Annotated in this window: 14 protein-coding genes and 2 tRNA genes; 11 read left to right on the top strand and 5 right to left on the bottom strand. The window is 59.6% G+C overall.

The genetic code is table 11. The features are described 5' to 3' along the window. Positions 1 to 678: 678 nt before the first annotated feature. Complete coding sequence (locus tag KIT79_15955) at positions 679 to 825, bottom strand: hypothetical protein (GenBank protein MCW5830798.1); 147 nt, start codon at positions 823 to 825, stop codon at positions 679 to 681. A gap of 139 nt (positions 826 to 964) precedes the next feature. Between KIT79_15955 and KIT79_15950 the strand changes: the two genes are divergently transcribed. Genes KIT79_15950 through KIT79_15940 form a run of 3 tightly spaced genes read left to right on the top strand, consistent with a single transcriptional unit; the run spans position 965 to position 7,213 of the window. Further along, on the top strand, positions 965 to 3,577 hold the full coding sequence (locus tag KIT79_15950; GenBank protein ID MCW5830797.1) for a hypothetical protein: 2,613 nt from the start codon (positions 965 to 967) through the stop codon (positions 3,575 to 3,577). Beyond that, positions 3,574 to 5,856, top strand: coding sequence for a hypothetical protein (locus tag KIT79_15945; GenBank protein MCW5830796.1), 2,283 nt, complete (start codon positions 3,574 to 3,576; stop codon positions 5,854 to 5,856). Before KIT79_15950 ends, KIT79_15945 begins: the two co-directional genes overlap by 4 nt. Position 5,857: 1 nt before the next feature. Next, positions 5,858 to 7,213 (top strand): HD domain-containing protein, encoded by a 1,356-nt coding sequence (locus KIT79_15940; GenBank protein ID MCW5830795.1) that lies wholly within the window; start codon positions 5,858 to 5,860, stop codon positions 7,211 to 7,213. Positions 7,214 to 7,288: 75 nt separating this feature from the next. Here the strand turns inward: KIT79_15940 and KIT79_15935 are convergent, their stop codons facing one another. Further along, a complete protein-coding gene (locus KIT79_15935; protein MCW5830794.1) occupies positions 7,289 to 7,816 on the bottom strand; it encodes a hypothetical protein in 528 nt (175 codons plus the stop codon). Positions 7,817 to 7,978: 162 nt separating this feature from the next. On the opposite strand from KIT79_15935, the gene KIT79_15930 reads away from it, so the two are divergent. After that, positions 7,979 to 8,326, top strand: a complete 348-nt coding sequence (locus KIT79_15930; protein ID MCW5830793.1) for a hypothetical protein — start codon at positions 7,979 to 7,981, stop codon at positions 8,324 to 8,326. 33 nt (positions 8,327 to 8,359) lie between these two features. On the opposite strand, the gene KIT79_15925 is transcribed toward KIT79_15930, so the two are convergent. Continuing rightward, the gene (locus tag KIT79_15925; protein MCW5830792.1) at positions 8,360 to 9,439 is read right to left on the bottom strand and encodes a saccharopine dehydrogenase NADP-binding domain-containing protein; all 1,080 of its coding nucleotides are present in this window, start codon (positions 9,437 to 9,439) and stop codon (positions 8,360 to 8,362) included. A 108-nt stretch (positions 9,440 to 9,547) separates the two neighbouring features. Next, positions 9,548 to 9,913, bottom strand: a complete 366-nt coding sequence (locus KIT79_15920) for a hypothetical protein (GenBank protein MCW5830791.1) — start codon at positions 9,911 to 9,913, stop codon at positions 9,548 to 9,550. A 189-nt stretch (positions 9,914 to 10,102) separates the two neighbouring features. Here KIT79_15920 and KIT79_15915 point away from each other — a divergent pair, with 189 nt between their 5' ends. Beyond that, positions 10,103 to 11,500, top strand: a complete 1,398-nt coding sequence (locus KIT79_15915; protein ID MCW5830790.1) for a sigma 54-interacting transcriptional regulator — start codon at positions 10,103 to 10,105, stop codon at positions 11,498 to 11,500. A 20-nt stretch (positions 11,501 to 11,520) separates the two neighbouring features. Then, positions 11,521 to 13,182, top strand: coding sequence for a hypothetical protein (locus KIT79_15910; GenBank protein ID MCW5830789.1), 1,662 nt, complete (start codon positions 11,521 to 11,523; stop codon positions 13,180 to 13,182). Between the two features lie 129 nt (positions 13,183 to 13,311). Here KIT79_15910 and KIT79_15905 read toward each other — a convergent pair. Then, positions 13,312 to 13,387 (bottom strand) — tRNA-Thr (locus tag KIT79_15905). Between the two features lie 154 nt (positions 13,388 to 13,541). Here KIT79_15905 and KIT79_15900 point away from each other — a divergent pair. The 5 genes from KIT79_15900 to KIT79_15880 all read left to right on the top strand — a co-directional run bounded on the left by KIT79_15900 (position 13,542) and on the right by KIT79_15880 (position 17,492). After that, positions 13,542 to 15,029 carry an ATP-dependent Clp protease proteolytic subunit gene (locus KIT79_15900; GenBank protein MCW5830788.1) on the top strand — a complete coding sequence of 496 codons (1,488 nt, stop codon included), beginning with the start codon at positions 13,542 to 13,544 and terminating at the stop codon, positions 15,027 to 15,029. Then, positions 15,026 to 15,517 (top strand): hypothetical protein, encoded by a 492-nt coding sequence (locus tag KIT79_15895; protein ID MCW5830787.1) that lies wholly within the window; start codon positions 15,026 to 15,028, stop codon positions 15,515 to 15,517. Before KIT79_15900 ends, KIT79_15895 begins: the two co-directional genes overlap by 4 nt. 69 nt (positions 15,518 to 15,586) lie before the next feature. Next, positions 15,587 to 16,576: a flotillin-like protein FloA gene (gene floA, locus KIT79_15890; protein ID MCW5830786.1), complete on the top strand. Its 990-nt coding sequence runs from the start codon at positions 15,587 to 15,589 to the stop codon at positions 16,574 to 16,576. Between the two features lie 42 nt (positions 16,577 to 16,618). Further along, complete coding sequence (locus KIT79_15885) at positions 16,619 to 17,293, top strand: hypothetical protein (GenBank protein ID MCW5830785.1); 675 nt, start codon at positions 16,619 to 16,621, stop codon at positions 17,291 to 17,293. 122 nt (positions 17,294 to 17,415) lie between these two features. Further along, positions 17,416 to 17,492, top strand: a tRNA-Arg gene (locus KIT79_15880). Positions 17,493 to 17,522 lie beyond the last annotated feature (30 nt).

Genomic DNA, 17,522 nt, shown 5'->3' with positions numbered 1-17,522 from the left:
AGGGCGAACGGCCTTCGGTCCCATGCCCGGAAGGCGTATCATTTCCGCGTGTCAGGACGTGTCCCTGTAAATGGGTGGGGCGAAAACCGCCGGAGATGGGTGCCGAGCGGCTAATAACCAAGCACGGACCGCCGCCGTCCCGCAGTCGTATTAAAGCCGGACGGCAGACGGGCCGGAGTCGGTTTGCGACGCACCGGCGCAGGACGGGAGCTAGGACCGGTTTTACCGGAGACACCACCGCAGACGGGCGGGGATCGGTACCGGGTGTTTGGGTTGGGCCAAGACCACAGTTATTGAAATGACGTTGGGCCTTTGGGGTTAATAATCCGAAGCCCCCACCACCTACCGTGCGGTAATGATCCATTAGTGAAATGCGACAAACTCCTGGAATTGCGGGACTTTTATGCAATCTGTTCTGAGGCTCATACATCATCAAGGTGGGAAAATGAGCAAAAGCCCCCACCTTGCCCACACTGGAGTCCTACCTAGCCCTAACCCAAGCCCCCACCATTCAACTATCTATTTCTGTTGAAGAAACTGGAAAGGTTAGGGCTAGGTGGGGGCTTTTGAGTTCTACACCCCTTGGGCCCCGGAGTTCTATCGAAGCTGAAAGCCCTATACACAACTGTGCCCTTTTCAGGGATACTGCTGTGGAAGGGTTTTCCGTTTCGCTGGAAGCTATGTCGCCATAACTACTGCTGAGACGGTGCCAGCGGTGGTCACAAGAAACTCGTCAACCAGTGCGCCGGTTTCGATGATCTCGGCGGCATGATCGAGGCAGAAGGTTCCAAGATCATCACCATCGGCCCGCCAGCTTAAGACCATGCCAATCGACGCTTCGGTCTGAAGCGTTTTCTTGGATGGGATTAGAGAGCACTACCTTGCCTCGCTCTCTCTTTCGATCAGATGGCCACTGGCCGCTCGACGGCGAGAGTTTGCATAGCTACGAGAGCCCACACAGGTCATGCAAGGTACGGTTGCATCAGAAATAGAGTGGCGGCTGTCGCTCTACCGCAGCATCATCGATTTCTGCCGTGAGGGTGGGTTTTCGTTCGGCCGGTTTCTGGCTCTGGTACCGTCCCGGCTTCGACTCGCCGTCGGCGAGTCGGCGGCCAAAATGAGGATACCGGTAGCACTTCCCGAAAACACGCTGACCCACTGGAAGGCATTACTGATGCCTGCGGCGGTCCCGCCTCTTGCCGGACCATGTGTTAATGGTACCGACGAACTGAGGCGAGCGATTCGCTACGCCCAGATCGGAAGCGATATTGATCCGGTTGGTGCAGCATTGTGGTTCCCGGCAAGCGGGCGGGCGCTGGCTGCTGATGCAAGCTCCATGTACCTCAAGGGGTTTGCCGAAGTGGGCGCTGGCGAGGGTGGCGATGAAACTGCCTATTTGGTTCATCTGCTGGTTGTCGAATCATTGCGAAAGGCCATTGCACTGCTGCCGGATGCTGCGCACGGGGTGAACCAGTGCATTGTTCCTCCACTGTTGCAGCTTGGGTTGAAAGGACTTCTCGAAACCGGCGCCGTAGAGGGCGACGCCCTTTCTGCGCGGTTGGGATTTCAGTTTGCGGTCACAGTGTCCCCACTGTCTATGGGAGCATCTGTAGACGATCTGCTGACGGTGCCGGTCAATCCGTACCGGACGACGGCGGGCGCGGTATCAATGGCGCGCAAGCTCCTCCCGGAGGCGATCGAAAATACAGATCTCGAGCAGATTCATCTCATGCTGACAGACAGGCTGGCTGCTGATGCCACCCAGAAAGCGACCCTGAGTCTCGATCTGCTTGCTGAAGTGGTAAGGGATTTGCTGCTCCTCATTCTGCTCCAGACAAGCCGTCTGGAGACCGAGAAGGGGCTCCAGGCGGGCCGCCAGATGGCCGCTTCCGGAAAGATGCTGGAAAGCTGCCTTGCCGACCCGCGGAAGCGGGAGCAGTTCCGGGGATGGGCTGACGGCCAGAAACGGGTGGCCGGGCAGCCCGCGGAAATTCTCGGCGCAATGCTGGTAAAGGCTCCACAGGTAATGGCAGGCCAGATGGAACCGCTGGGCCGGCATGGCGATCTGAAAGCCCGTGCCCGGCTGGCGGCCGCCGGGGCAATAGTCCTTGTGCTGGATGAGCGGGTCGAGCGCATGAAGCAGGATATCCTGAAGCTGGTGGATTTCCTGCCACCAGTCCATCAGGAGTCCACCTACCGTTCCGGCAAATGCTACCGGTTGGAACCAAGCCCGGCCCCACTTTACCAGATCGCCGAAGAACGCCAGGAAGCGCATCTCTTTGTCGATCTCAAGGATTTCACCAAACGCACCGCCAGCATCAAGGAAGCCGCCATGGGCGATTTCCTCCGCCGGTATTTCTACGCGCCGATTTTTGATCTGGCCCGGAAACTTCAGAATGGCAATGAAAAGGCGCTCGCCATCTCCAACATCGTTGGGGATGCTGCCGGTTTCAGGGGAGAGATTATGCCGATGGTGTCGCTAGCACTTGGCATTCGTGACATTTTGAAACAGGCCGCGGAAGAGTTGGTGCAGAATATTCCCGATATCCTCGGCGGCGGCACGGAGGCCGTCGCCGAGATTGATGCGGAAATCGGGAACTGGAGCGAGCGTCTGCGGGAGATCGATTCCAGCATGGCAGCTGCTTCCGCCGGTAGTGTGCATCAGCTACAGATGGCAGCAGCGCGCAAGGAAATCCTGGACAGGATCGAAATGCTGAACTTGGTGAAAGAGGAACGGATAGCCGGTACGGTTGGCTACGGCGTCGAGGCAGGAGCATATGTTGCGTTCGGTGCGGCCGCAGAGGTTGTTGACCTCAGCCAGGTGGCGCTTGGTCTGATGGCTCCAGCGGTCAATGAAGCGTCAGGTTACACCTCGGTAACGATTGCCGAGAGGCTCAATGAGGCAGCACGCGGAACGGCACGATCCGGCATACTGCGGGCTGAAAGGGAACTTCGGGTCCAGAGGGCCAGGGAAGAACGGAAAAGTCCCCGTGCCTCCATGCCGTTTCAGGTCAGTGTCGGCAGGAGCTACCAGCTTGATGTCCCGGTGTCTTCGGGGGACGCCATTTCCGAGGCAATTACGAGTGGTGACAAGGCCGCAGCCACGGCAGCAATTCAGGAGTTTGCCCGCCTGCTTCATGGGAAAGTTCAGGAGCAGGTCAAAAGCCGTGGCGGGCTTCCCGATTCCCTGAACCGGTCGGCGGAGTTCTACAATGCCGGTTGCGCCATGTCTGCAGCCTCTCTGGAAGCCTACCGGGCGGCAGCTGGAGAGAGCCTGAAGTTTCAGGAGATTACAGTTCCGCAATCACGGCTGCCGGCGGAGTTTCTGTCCAAATGGGTGTTCGAATTCGATGTGGAGCGGTTTCAGGTCGTTACCCGGACTGACTCCGGAGCACTGATGTACGTGCTTCGCTATGCGGGGGAAGCATCATTCAAGGGGTTCGAAAAGGAGGGAGGGATCGGGGTATGGGAGATTATCCTGGCAGACTCTCCGTTCGCCCGTGACCTGGTTGCCTGGCACTGGGGTGATGTCTCCAGTTCCTCGAATAAAGCCACAGGCAGGCAAACACTGCAATGAGCATGGCGATCGGTTCGCTGGTCAAGGCGCTTAGCCGGTCGCTGAAGGCGGCTGGATATTACGACGATGCACACCCCATTCTCGCACAAGTCCGCAAGCAGGCACTCGACGCTCTTCAGCAGTCCTGCCAGAACGCACCAAACGTCACGATCGGCACGATCGGCAGCAAGCTGGTCTTTGATCCAACTGCTGCGCCTCTTTCGGATCCGGCATCGGTCCAGCTTGCGGAACACCTTTTCGCCCGATCGATTGTCGCCATCCGTCTCGAAAAGTCGGCAGGGCCAAGGGATCTTGCTGGCCTGATGGCGAGTATTGGCGAAACGGTTGACAAGGCCCATGCGGCCGGCGGTTACGTTGCGCTTCTGGAGCGCCAGCAGGTCCAGGGAATCGTGCTGGTCGAGGTGGATTTCGACGCACTGTTTACGGGCCGTGATGTGCAGATATCCGACATCGCCGGTCAGGACCAGGTTGTTGAGCGGACCCTGAGAGATGTCCTCAAGATCAAGGACAAGCGGGCCCAGGTGGGGGATGGAGTAGGTATTGATATCGCCGCCCTCGCGACGCCGGAATCGCTGGGCGGCTTTTTGGACGAACTGCTCGATAAAGCCGAACCCGGTGTCGTTGACAAACCGGGCAATACAGGAGGGCCGGCTGGGAGTAGTGGTTCTAGCAGCGGCAGCCCGCAAGCCGGGAAATCCGCGGGAGTTGCCGGCGGGAAGGTCAAGTCGCGAATTGGCGGCGGTGGTAACGTCAGGATTGAGGCACTCAATCCTGACGATCTGGCCGAACTGGCTGCCAAGGCGTGGTATGGCCATCACCAGTATATGCGCGACGCTGGCACGCCGAAAGAGGCACTGGCCGACAGTGCCAAATTGATGGCATCGGTGATGGCCCGCCTCCGTCCGGACGCACGGTTTGTCATGCTCCAGAAGCTCACCTCCCGGGCCCAGTCGGAAAACCCGCCAGAGTCGGTGAAGCAGGGGAACAAGAGCCTGTCGCAAACGGTATCGGACGGCCTGCTGGTCGAAGCCATTCAGGCAATGCTCAGCAACCAAGGGACCGATCCGGAGATGGTCCAGGCGGTGGCTGACCTGATGCAGCAGATCCGTCCGATCGAGTCCGAGCGAAAGCGTCTGCTGGCCGAGCTCGATGTGGGTATGAAAAAGACCGGCCATCCGGTCGATGGAATCATCTGGCAGGAACTCCAGTCGAAAGCGCTCAAATCGAACGGGCTCGGAATGCTGGAGCTGTCATTCCGCGAAACAATGGATTCGCTGGTTGTCGCCGCACAGGAGCGCATCCAGTTGTCCGATGGCCCCGGGCCGGTTCGCCAGGCTCTCGACACCCTGCAGCCAGAGGCAATCCTGGCCCGATACAAGGATATCTGGATGGGTGTGATGACCCGGATGACCCGGCCACCAGACTCATTGCTGGCATCGGGCACCGATCTCGCAAAAGTCCTGGAAGTCCAGAAACTCGAGAAGGCGTCGAGTGAGGTGCTCGCTTTTCTGCTCAGACAGTCAGAGCGGACTACCCAGTCCAGTGCCTTGCATATCCAGCTTCGGGAGTATTTTTCCGGGGCAGATGGCTCCAGGCGGGCCGTTCAGGTGGCGAAGGATTATGAATGCCGGGGTCCGGTGATTGCCGAAGCGATGCTGGATGCACTGGAAAGCCCAACTGATACGCGGACCAAGGAAATGCTCCTGGAAAGGTTCAAGGGTATCGATCAGGCAGGGCTGAACTCAATCGCCGTTATGGCGCAGAATGCCCGGCCAATCAGGGTTTTCAACCTGATTCGCATTGGATACGGCCTCAATCCCCGCACCGGTTCCCAGATAGCACGACTGGGGCTGCGTAATCGTGATGATCTCGCCAAGGAGATGGCGTTGAAGGCGCTGGCCGACTATCCGGTTCCGGAAACCTTTACCGTACTGGCCGCTGTTGCTGGAGTGAACAGCGACGAGGAAGCCCAGAAGCTGTTGCATCTGGATCCGAAAGAGCCAACAACGGAGAAACGCCTGAGGAACTATCAGTCCCTGTCGATCTCGATACTGGGCAGTTCCCAGGCGTCGGGAGCGGTCCAGTCACTGTGGAGTCTGCTCACAAGGGAAGCGGGTTTCGGGAAGGGGCATATTGACCAGTTTCGTCCGCTTGTGGCCAAGGCGCTCAGTGCAAATGCCACCCGTGAGGCCCGTGCGGCTCTTGCCGCCGGCCTGAACAGCAAGAACAAGGCAGTCCGTGAAGCCTGCTCACGTTACGCAAAGGAAGCGGGTGGCTGACATGGGAGCAAGCCCTCAGGATACCGCACGAGATCTGGCGCAACGGCTTGCTGGAGCAAGCCACAGCAGGCGCCTTTACGCCAAGGGCAGTGCAATCTGGCAAAACACGCTGGATGCGCTGATGAGCGAAATTTCCGGGTTCTTCCAGACGACAGGGCTGTCTGAGCTTACCGTCGCACTTCTGGGTGATGGACTTGCAGTTGGTGGTGTGCCCTTCACAAAGATGCCAGCCAATGTGGTCCGGTTTGTCGCGCAGCTGAGGCTGCGCGATATCGAAATCATCTCGCTCAAGCCGGGCTGCACGGCCACGGACATCGAAACGATGCTCTCCTTTCTGTCGGCGGAAACGGCGGAAGTCGCCGCCGTCAATGCGAATGTCTGGCTGAAGGAACGGGGAGTCGAGACGATTTCCATCAAGCATCTGAAACTGATGCGGGCTGCCAACATGGGGAGCTTCCGGGAGGTCTACCGGATGGGCAGCACCGTCATGCGCAAGCAGTTTGAAAAGGCGGCGCAGGCCGGTGTCGTTGATCTTGGCCCGGTCATGGACCTCGCCAAGACACTGATGGACATGGTGGTCGGCTCGAATTCACCCGTGGCAACACTGCTCGCACTTCGCGATCGTGACGACTTTTCCTATATCCATTCGGTAAATACGGGAACCATCGCCGGATGCCAGGCGGCCGCCTTGGGGCTTTCAGAGCATGAAATCCAGGAGATATCCACGGCGGGGCTGCTGCACGACATCGGGAAAACGGTTTTGCCGGTGGAGCTCACCGGAAAGCGTGGGCCGCTTTCACTTGAGGAAATGCAGATGCTCGGCCGGCATACGATTGAAGGGGTCAAGATACTGCTGGCAAGCCAGGGCGGGAACCGGATTGCCGCCATCGCTGCATTCGAACATCACCGGACGCCATCGGCAGACCGGAACGTGCCCAGCCCCCTGATGACCAGCCAGCTTGTTGCACTGGCAGACACATTCGATGGCCTGAGAACCCTGCGGCCCTTTGACGATCACCTCTCCATGCAGGGTGCGCTTGCGTTCATGTATGCAAAGCTGCGGAACCGGTTCAACCCCTATCTGCTTGGCCGGTTTGCGACCATGTGCGGAATGTTTGCCAAAGGGGACATGGTCCGGCTCTCAACGGGTGAACTGGCACAGGTAACTGAGCCTCACGCGGAAAGCGCGCTGCACCCGGCCGTCGAAATCTTGGAGCAGGAAACCGGAAAGCTGGAGCCCGGGCTCATCATTGACCTGACGGAGTTTGCCCGGGCGACGCCACCAGTGAGCATTGTTCTTCCCGTCACGGCGGCATTTGCCGATTTGCAGCCGGATGAACTGGACTGGCTCGGCTGATGCGACGAAGGCTAGGCCCAAACGAAAGCAGCCGTTCCTTTTAAAGGAACGGCTGCTTTCGTTTGGAAGAACGGACTACTGTTTGTCAGCTTTAGTGGATTTGTCCGGCTGATCTGCCTTCTTGTGCTTGCCGCAACATCCTTTTTTGCATTTGCCGCACCGGGGGCACTCGCTGGCGCTGCACTCTGTCTTGCCGGCAGTCCAGAACATGGGCTCTCCAGTCACGCCAGCCTTTTCCATGGCGCTCTTGAGGTCGGCGCTGTCAGCAAATGCCTTGGCCGCGGCGGCATCGGCAAAGTGGACAACGACGGTCACGTCATTGTCGTCGCCATCGGTCCGGAACACCTTGGCCATTTTGGCGCCGGCCTTTTCACGTGCCTCGCCATGCTCGTCGTAAACCTTCCGCCATTCGGCGTAATCTTTTACCTTGTGCCGGATAAACAGTGTCACGCTGTCCTTGCCGCAGTCCATCTTTCCCTTGTCACGTCGCGGGCACTCGGTCTTTTCGCAGCGCTTATGGCAACAGTCGTGCATCCCCTTGCCACCGCAGGCACCGAGCAGGAACACGGCAGCGGCGAGAACAAATCCATGACGCAGTTTCATTGGTTATTTTCTCCTTGTTCTGAATGGTTTCAGGCAATCGCCAATCGGGAAAGCCTGCCTTATAACCCACGGAAATACCAGTTATGATGAAGCAAGTTTCATCTGGTCAGGGAGGAGTTTGCCCCTGCTGACAGGATTTGTCCTGCCGGTTACGATGCATCCATGGCTGAACGGACATCACTTTCTGTGGCTCATTTCCGGGCTCTCAGGTTTAGGAAACTCGGTGAGGGGGTGCGGTACCGCGAAGTGCACCTAGAGAACCTGATGCTCTGCTACTACGAACTGGAGCCCGGGGCCCGGCATGGTGGAATAGCCGGCGAGGGGCGGATCATTCATGTGGTGGAAGGCGATATCACGGGATCGACCGGCGGCACTGCGTTCGCCATAGGGCCGGGAGAAGTGGTGTTGGTTGAGTCCGGGGCCGAGTTTCAGTGGCATTCAGGTTCCCGTACACGGCTGATTGAAGCGCGCAGCCGTGTGGTACCCGAAGATATTATCCCAATCGATTGATTGCTCACCTGGCGGCAGCTCGTGCGTTGGGCGTTATGCCAGGCGCCAAGTAACGCCGTCTGGCTTGAGTGCATCCAGAAAGGCAGCGGGGTCGAATGCCATCGCTGTGGAAATCACGCCATACCGGCGGGGCGGGCCCTTCAGCAGGAAACGCGCCCCTTCGACAGCAATGGAGGCCGTGATGCCATAGGGGTCGTGGCCGCTCACTGCACAGATCTTTTCTGTCGAATCGCGCCGGGCACGGGCGACGACCTTGAACTCGCTGCGACGTCCCACTTCATAATCGGGTGGATCCTGAAAGCGGTCAACTGCCCAGTCGGTGACTTTTCGCAGGGGACCAGCAGTGGCAAGAGACAGGGCCATCGTGCCGTAGCGTGCAGCCCGGACAAAACGGGGCGGCATAACGAGGCATGTCCGGACCAGAGAAACATCGGCATAACGGTGGATGTTCAGGGGTTCCCCGCCCGGAATGGTCAACGCTGCACGGCTCTGGCTTTCGCCAGGGAACCGGATCTCATTCATGACGGCGCCCGGCTTTTCTTCTACCAGCCGTCCCCGGTCCCATATGAGACAGGGCTCGCTGAACATCCTGAAGGCGGACTTTACGGTTCCACGGGAGGCTCCCGCGCCCCGGACGTAATTGAAGACTTCCACCCGGTCTGCCCGGTTATGGAGCGGTTCAAGGGCGAGAGTCGCGGCGCATTCGCCCACTGCGTACTCGAATGCCTGGGCGCAGATGACAACCTTCTTTTTTGCCTGGGCGACGGCATCATGGTTCTCAATCATCCGTAGCATGTAATCCTGCTCGCCGGTTGTATCGAGGTAGTGGACGTTCTGCTCAAGTGCGGCGCGTACCACCGGCTCGCCGTAATCACCGAACGGACCTACTGTATTGATCACGACGTCCACGCCCCGGAACAGGCCGGCAAGTGTTGTGGGGTCGTCAGGGGTAGCAATCCGGTATTCGACCGGCTGCGGGAGAGAGTCCTTCAACTGGACCAGTTTTTCCTCATTCCGGCCAGCGATCACGAACGGCACATCCTTGCGTGCCAGTTCACGTGCCACGAGCGTCCCGGTATAGCCGGTCGCTCCAAGAATCATCACGGTTCCCATTTAAGAATGAGATCTCCCAAGCCGGATACGGGCAGGCTTGCCCAGGTGGCGGGCGAAAATATCATCCACGATCCGGGCATCCCCCTGGCGAGGGATGCCCGGGAGGGGTTACTTCTTTTCCTGTCCCTTCTTTTCGCCACTCTGGCGGGCCTCTTGCCCCTTGGCGCTGGCCTTTTCGTCGCCTTTACCCTTCTTGTCGTCGCTGGAGAGGTCGGCTTTCTTCGACGTGTCCTCAATAGTGGCGTCGGAAGCGCTCTTGAGCTCCTTGTTCAGGACTTTGCTGGTTTGGCTCTTGCCGTCCGTCACCTTGTCAATCTGCTTGTCGGCCGCTTTCTTTGTTTCGCCTTCGGCTTCCTTCCGGACAGCGTCATTGGTGGATTTTTGTATGCGCTTGAGTGCGTCCGCCGAAATAGCGGTGAAGGGAAGCGTGATGATGCCAATTGCGAGAGCCATGCCGAGTGTACGGATTTTCATGTTTATCTGCCTTTCATGCAATTCAGGATGACCGGGATCGGCAAGGATTGTGCCGCACCGGGGAGTCAGGTTCAACCCCGGGTGCTCCGGCGTGTGGTCAGGCCGGATTGTATCGCCTGGGCGGAGCCGGTAGCCTTGCCGGAGAAAACGGATATCCGCGCTCTCCTGCTGGTAAGTGAAAGGAAACGCATGAACGCCCGCCCCCGGACATTTGGCGAACTCAAGGCTTCCGAATACCCGGCCTTTACCGTGCGCGACGAGATGCGCAAGAACCTGATCCGCAAGCTGAAGAGCGGCGAGAAGATTTTCCCGTGGCTTCAGGGGTTCGAGGACACGGTCGTCCCTCAGCTCGTTCATGCCGTTCTGGCAGGTCACGACATTATTCTTCTTGGTGAGCGGGGTCAGGCAAAATCACGTATCCTGAGGGCACTCCCGACTCTGCTCGACGACGAGATACCGGTAGTGAAGGGGAGCGAAATAAACGATTCTCCCTTCGCACCCATATCCCTGGAGGCCCGTGAGCGGCTGGCCAGGGACGGTGACCGGACCGAGATCGAATGGATCGGCCGGGATCGCCGCTACGGGGAAAAACTCGCTACCCCGGATGTCTCCACTGCTGACCTCATCGGCGAGATCGATCCGGTCAAGGTGGCCGAGGGGCGCTATCTCGCCGATGAGCGAACGATCCATTACGGCATCATCCCGCGCACCAACCGGGGGATATTTGCCATCAACGAACTCCCGGATTTGCCAGAAAAGGTTCAGGTGGCGCTCTTCAACGTACTCGAGGAGCGGGATTTCCAGATCAAGGGTTACCGGATACGGCTGCCGCTCGATATCATGGTCGTGGCGACAGCCAATCCCGAGGACTATACCAACCGGGGACGGATCATTACGCCGCTCAAGGACCGGTATGAATCCCTGGTCCGCACCCACTATCCGCTGGACCGGGAGACGGAAGCAGCGATCATCGAGGCCGAGCAGTCCCGTCCGGTCATTGGCGCGATGAGGGCCAGTGTGCCCCGTTATCTGCTTGATATTGTGGCCGAGTTCAGCCGTCAGGCCCGCGAGCACCCGGCGGTGGACCAGCGATCGGGAGTCAGTGTCAGGCTGAGTATCGCCAATTACGAGACACTCGTCGCCGCTGCCGAAAAACGGGCCCTGCTCCTCGGCGAGGAAGCGGCCGTGCCCCGGATATCGGATCTGGACAATCTCGCGGCATCATCGCTGGGAAAACTCGAATTTGAGATGCGTGGCGACGACGGTGATCCCATGGAACTGTTCCGGAAGATTCTGGGCAAGGCGGTCTTGCGGGTATTTGGAGAGTGGTTCGAGCTGGAACAGTTGCATGAAGTGATCGCTGCCTTCCGGCAGGGATGGGGTGTGGAGGTGGGGGAAACAATGCCCTCGGCCGACTACGTGCAGGGGCTGGACGAAATCAAGGGGCTGCGGGCAGCCGTCGAAAAGGCCGGGGCCGTGGCATCCGGCGAGATCGCTGCTGCCGTGGAGTTCATCTTCGAGGGATTGCACCTCAGCGGCAAGCTGAACAAGGAAGTAAGCGAGAAGGGCACGACGGTCTACCGGTAGAGGGGCCGTGAGGTCATCCGATGAGCGCTCGCAAGATACGTTATTCCCGGTGGGACGGTTCGCAGAAGCCGTTTGCTGCGGACACGGGTTCCGGCGGGAAAGAGGCGGGCGGCGAGGGCGATGCCAGTTTCCCACTGAACGACGCTTTTGAGGAACTCGCCGAAAACCTGATCTATGGGTTCAATGCCGAAGAGGCATTCGAATGGATGATGCGGAACGGCTTTCAGCTGCCGTCCCGCAATTTTCGTGTCATGGGGCTGTCGGACCTGATGCAGGAACTCCGCCGCCGCCGGGAGGAGATGTTCCAGCAGGCGAACCTTGACAGCGCGCTCGACGAAATCCGGCAGAAGCTGAACGATCTGCGCACATTCGAACTCCAGACGATGATGCAGACACCGGGACTGGACCCAAAGGACCGCGAAGAGCGTGAAAACCGTCTTGATCACCTCCCCTCTGGACTGGCGAAGGCTGTTGAGTCGCTGGAGAGCTATGACTTTCTGGATGAGCGTGCAAAGGAACTTTATGAGGAGTTGCGTGAACGGCTCGACGATATCCGGGATCTGGAGAACTTCCGGGATCGCTATGACCGCATGTTTACTGGGGATGAACAACTCGATTTTAACGGTGGGGTGGAGATGATGCGCCGGTTCCAGCGCCTCTCTGAACTGGAACGGGCACTGGAAAGCGGTGATTTGAGGGAGATTTCCCCAGAAGAACTGAAGGATATGCTTTCCGAGGAGGGCATCCAGTCATTCCTGATCCTGCGTGATCTCCGCAAGCAGTTTGAAAAGGAAGGACTTATTGGTGGTGAAGGCCGGCCAGAACTCACGCCTAAGGCGATCCGCAAGATTGGGGCACGGGCCCTGGGCGATATCTATGACGGCCTGAATCGCGAGAGTCTCGGTCCACACGAAACGCCACACCGGGGGCCGGGCCGGGTGATGCCTGAAAGTACAAAGCCATATCAGTATGGGGATGCGTTCCATATGGACCTGGGGCGGACATTCCGGAATGCACTCGCCCGCAATGGCGCCCGGCTGCCAGTCCGCATTCACCCGGACGACATGGAAGTTCACGACATTGAGCACACAACCGAAACGGCAACAGCCATGCTGATCGACATGAGCTGGTCGATGAGCTGGGAAGGCCGCTTCCCGGCAGCGAAAAAGGTTGCGCTCGCCCTTTCCCATCTCATCCGGACCAGGTTCCCCCGGGACAAGTTCTATGCGGTCGGCTTTTACACCCGGGCCCGGGAACTGAAGCCATCCGAACTGCCGGAGATGATCTGGAACTCCGGCGATCCGTTTACGAATCTGCAGGAAGGACTCGCCGTTGCGGACCGGTTGCTGATGCGTCACCGGCATGCCAATCGCCAGATCATTCTTGTCACTGACGGGCAGCCCACAGCATACGTCTCGAAAGGCGAACTGATGGTCGAATGGCCCTGGGATTTCGGCGGCATCAGCCCGCGCGCCTCGGCGGAAACCCTCAAGGAAGTCGAACGTGTTAGCGCGCACGGGATCCGTATCAATACCTTTATGCTGGACGATTCACCCGCGCTGGTGGGGTTTATCTCGAAGCTGTCGCGCATCAACAAGGGCCGGGCTTTCTATACGCGGCCCAACGCGCTCGGGAAGTATCTGCTGGTGGACTATCTCAAGGGGCGACGGGAGCGCAGATAATGGCACTCCTTTGCCCCTCTTCGGGCGTCCGGTAAATATTGGTGCCGGTAAATATCCGTGCTGGACCGGCCGTGTTGCTCCGAAACTTCCGCCCTGATCTGGCCGGTTCAGGATGAGAGGGATAAAGACTGGAGCCACCTGTCGGAATCGAACCGACGACCCTCGCTTTACGAAAGCGATGCTCTACCAACTGAGCTAAGGTGGCCTTCCCGGCTTTGGGGAGCCCTTCGGAATGCCCGGAAACCGGCCCGAACGGCAGGCCGCCCTTAGTAGGCAAACCGGCACGGGAAGGCAAGGGCGGGGCACGTTGGCTGCGTACCCCCTTTGCTCCCGGCCGCTGGCACGCATATGATCCGGGTGTGGTTAACCGGAATCTTCTGAACCCGCTTGGTCTTGTCTGTTTCCTCTGGCTGGCAGCCGTGCTGCCGGGGCTGGCCGAAATGTCGGCTGTAGAACCCCCGGCAACTGATCCGGAATCAGCCGGCCCAGCTGCTATCCAGCTGCCACCGGTGGAAAATCCCCTCTTTCCGCAAGCGGCCCAGTGGACGAAGGTCCGCCAGATCAAGGTTCACGGCGAAATCAGTCTCTCCACATCTGCTTACGTCAAGCGGGCCATTCAGCTCGCCGAGAAAGAGAAGGCCAATGCTTTCCTGATTGACCTGGAGACCTTTGGCGGCCGTGTTGATGCGGCTATCCAGATTCGTGACCTTCTGGTCCGGTCGAAAATCCCCACGGCCGTTTATGTGAATCCACGGGCGATTTCGGCGGGCGCGCTGATTTCGCTGGCCTCTGACCGGATCGTCATGGCCCCCGGCGGCACGATTGGCGCTGCTGCGCCGATCCAGATGGCCCCCGGTGGCGGTGAAGCGAAGCCGGTCGGCGAAAAATACGTAAGCTACTTCCGTCAGGAGATGCGCGCCACGGCCGAACTGAAAGGCCGGAATGGCGATATTGCCGAAGCGATGGTGGACGCCGAAAAGGTGGTTGAAGGCCTCAACGAAAAGGGAAAGCTGGTGACGCTCACCACCGAACAGGCGATCAAGTGGAAGATGGCGGATGCCGTTGCCTCATCGCCCGAGGAGTTTTACCGGCAACTCGGGATGCGGGACGCATCGGTACCAAAAGAGATTGAAACCACATGGAGCGAGGGGCTTGCTGGTTTCCTGACGTCACAGGCCATTTCCAGCCTGTTGTTTATCATCATGCTGGTCAGTGCGTACCTTGAGTACCAGACGCCGGGTTTCGGAGTGTTCGGGTTCATTGCCCTGTCATGCTTCGCCATTCTTTTCTTCGCGCACTATCTCACTGGTCTTGCGTCCTACACCGAACTGGTGATTTTTGTAATCGGTGTGGCGTTACTCGTCATAGAACTGATAGCCATGCCGGGGTTCGGCTTCGTGGGGTTGGCCGGAATGTTGGCGATCATGGCCTCGCTGGTTCTCATGCTGGTGGGCAGCGGTTTCGTCATGCCGGATATCACCAACGCCGTAACGCGCCTGATCTGGTCGTCGGGTATTGCCATTGTGTGTATGCTTCTGCTGGCAAGGCTCCTCCCCCGGCAGAAAACCGCAGGGGGCGCACCGGTTCCATCCGGACTTATCCTGGGAACGGAACTCCAGGCTGGTTCTGGCGATAGTGCGGCCTATGCACGGGACCTAGACCTGAAGGGCCGCCGTGGCGAGGCTGTGACGGTGCTCCGCCCCTCGGGCCGGGTCAAAATCGGCGGAGAGGAATACATGGCGCAGACCGAGGGTGACTTTATCGATCGCGGTGCGGCCATTGAGGTTATCCGGGTGGACGGGGCCCATATCTGGGTGAAAGCGGCCCCGGAAGGGAAAGCGGCATGAACCTTCCCGAAGGATTCGCGTCAGTCGTGGGCCTGCTGGTGGCCGGGATCGTGCTACTCGTCCTGGAGCTGTTTGTTCCAGGGGGCGTTCTGGGGGTAGCTGGTGCGATCCTGCTGATCGCTGGCTCCTACTATGCCTTTCATCTGCCGGTGGAAAATCCGGACCTCTGGGGATTCGGAGCAGTGGGGGTGAGTGCGCTGGCAGCCTCGGTGATGGCGGCTGTTTTCTTCCGCAGCCGCTACGCCAGGAAGCTGGTTCTGGAGACGGCTATTGGTTCCGAGGCCAAATCAGCGCCATCCGAATGGACGGCATTGCAGGGAACCGAGGGCATGGCCCAGACGGACCTGAGACCCGCCGGGGTGGCCGATATCGCTGGCAGACGGCTGGATGTGGTGGCGGACTGCGCGTTTATCCAGCGCGGCACCCGCGTGCGGGTAAAAAAGGTGGAAGGCCGCCGTATCCTTGTGGAACCGGTTTCGGACGGGTAACGTTCAGGTCCGGCCGTTTGTGCGGCTCTGGCATTTACAAGCAAAACCTCGTGGAGGGTGTCTCGTCCCATGAACTTCTTCAGTATCGGCGCGCCTTTTATCCTGCTGTTCATCATCCTTTTCTTTGTGGTGCTCTACTTCGTGCCGGTGGGGCTCTACATCGCGGCGCTGACGTCGAACGCCTACGTGAGCATCGGGACACTGATCGGTATGCGGCTCCGCCGGGTGCCGCCGTCGCCGATCGTTTCGGCCCGCATCAGTGCGGTAAAGGCGGGGATTCCGATCACGATCGATAAGCTCGAATCACACTATCTTGCCGGCGGGGATGTGCCCCGTGTCGTCAATGCGCTCATCAGCGCCGACAAGGCGGGCATCAGCCTGACGTTCGAGAAAGCCGCCGCCATTGACCTTGCCGGCCGTGACGTACTGGCTGCGGTGCAGAACTCGGTCAATCCGAAGGTTATCACGACACCGCTGGTGGCTGCCGTGGCGAAGGACGGGATCCAGCTGAAGGCCATCAGCCGGGTGACCGTGCGGACCAATATCGACAAGCTTGTGGGTGGCGCCGGCGAAGAGACGATCGTCGCCCGCGTGGGAGAGGGCATTGTGACCACGATCGGTTCCTCGGGCAACCACAAGGTCGTGCTGGAAAACCCGGACATGATCTCCAAGACAGTGCTTTCAAAAGGCCTGGACGCCGGTACCGCGTTCGAGATCCTTTCCATCGACATTGCTGACGTGGATGTGGGGGAAAACATCGGTGCCCAGCTCCAGACGGCGCAGGCCGAGGCGGACAAGAAGGTGGCGCAGGCACTGGCCGAAGGCCGCCGGGCGATGGCTATCGCGCAAGAACAGGAGATGCGCGCCCGTGCCGAAGAGATGCGTGCCAAGCTGATCGAGGCCGAGGCCCAGGTGCCGATGGCCATTGCCGAGGCGTTCCGTGCCGGGAGGCTGGGCGTAATGGACTACTACCAGCTTCGCAATATCCAGGCTGATACCGGTATGCGCGAGTCGATTGGCCAGTCGTCGAAGCCTCCCAAGGATGGCGGCGAGAGCTGACCTGTCAGCCTGATGCCGTAACCCAGGAGTAATGGACCGGTGATGGATGCCATGCGAGCCGACTTGCTCGACCATATCGGGCTCATCGCCTTCATCCTGTACATCGTCATTTCGGTGATCCAGGCGGCGTTCAAGAAGAGTCCGCCGGACGGCGAAAATGCAGACGATGCGCCGGAGCCCCTCGGCTGGGATGAGGAGGTTTACTATGACGCGCAGGGCCGCCCGGTGCCAGGGTCACGCAAGGAAAGTGAGCCGTCATCGGCCCCTCCGCAGCCTGTGCCCGCACCGGTCCGCCGGGATCCTTACGGCATTCACCGTGAGCGCCGCGAGGAGAAGCCGCGTGAGAAACCTGGCGTGCCTCCCCGCGAGGCCGAATCCCGGCCGGTGAATATCCCTTCACCCGCCCGTCCGAGTGAGCATTCACGCGACCAATCGGAAACCCGGGAAACCACCGGCCGGGACTGGAATGCCGCACTTCGGGAACTGGAGGGCCGTGTCCGCAAGCTCGACCGGCAGCGGGCTGAAGCGGCGGTCCGGAAGCCCGCGGCTCCGGCACGTTCCGGACGCGGTGGCCCGGCTGCGCCTCCACCGTCAGCGCCAGCCATTTCGGCGACGGCGATGCTTAGGAACCCCCGGACGGCGGCCGCCGCATTTGTTGTCTCTGAAATCATCGGGCCACCTGTCGCCCGTCGCCGCTGGAAATTCCCGGCTCGCTAGTCCCTCAATAAGCATCCGTTTCCGGCCTGCCTTGGGCCTCCCGCGCCGCTCTTGCCTTCAGCGTCCCGACTCTCTAGAAAACCACTCCTTCACCGGCGGACAGGAGTGGTCCGTCCGTCGATGGGCCCATAGCTCAGTTGGATAGAGCGTCTGGCTACGAACCAGAAGGTCGGGAGTTCGAATCTCTCTGGGCCCGCCAAATGAGACGACCGCCGTTTTCGGCCCATAT

The sequence above is a fragment of the Deltaproteobacteria bacterium genome (assembly GCA_026129095.1).
GTDB lineage: Bacteria > JAGRBM01 > JAGRBM01 > JAGRBM01 > JAHCIT01 > JAHCIT01.
This window is presented reverse-complemented; position numbering and strand designations above follow the sequence as displayed.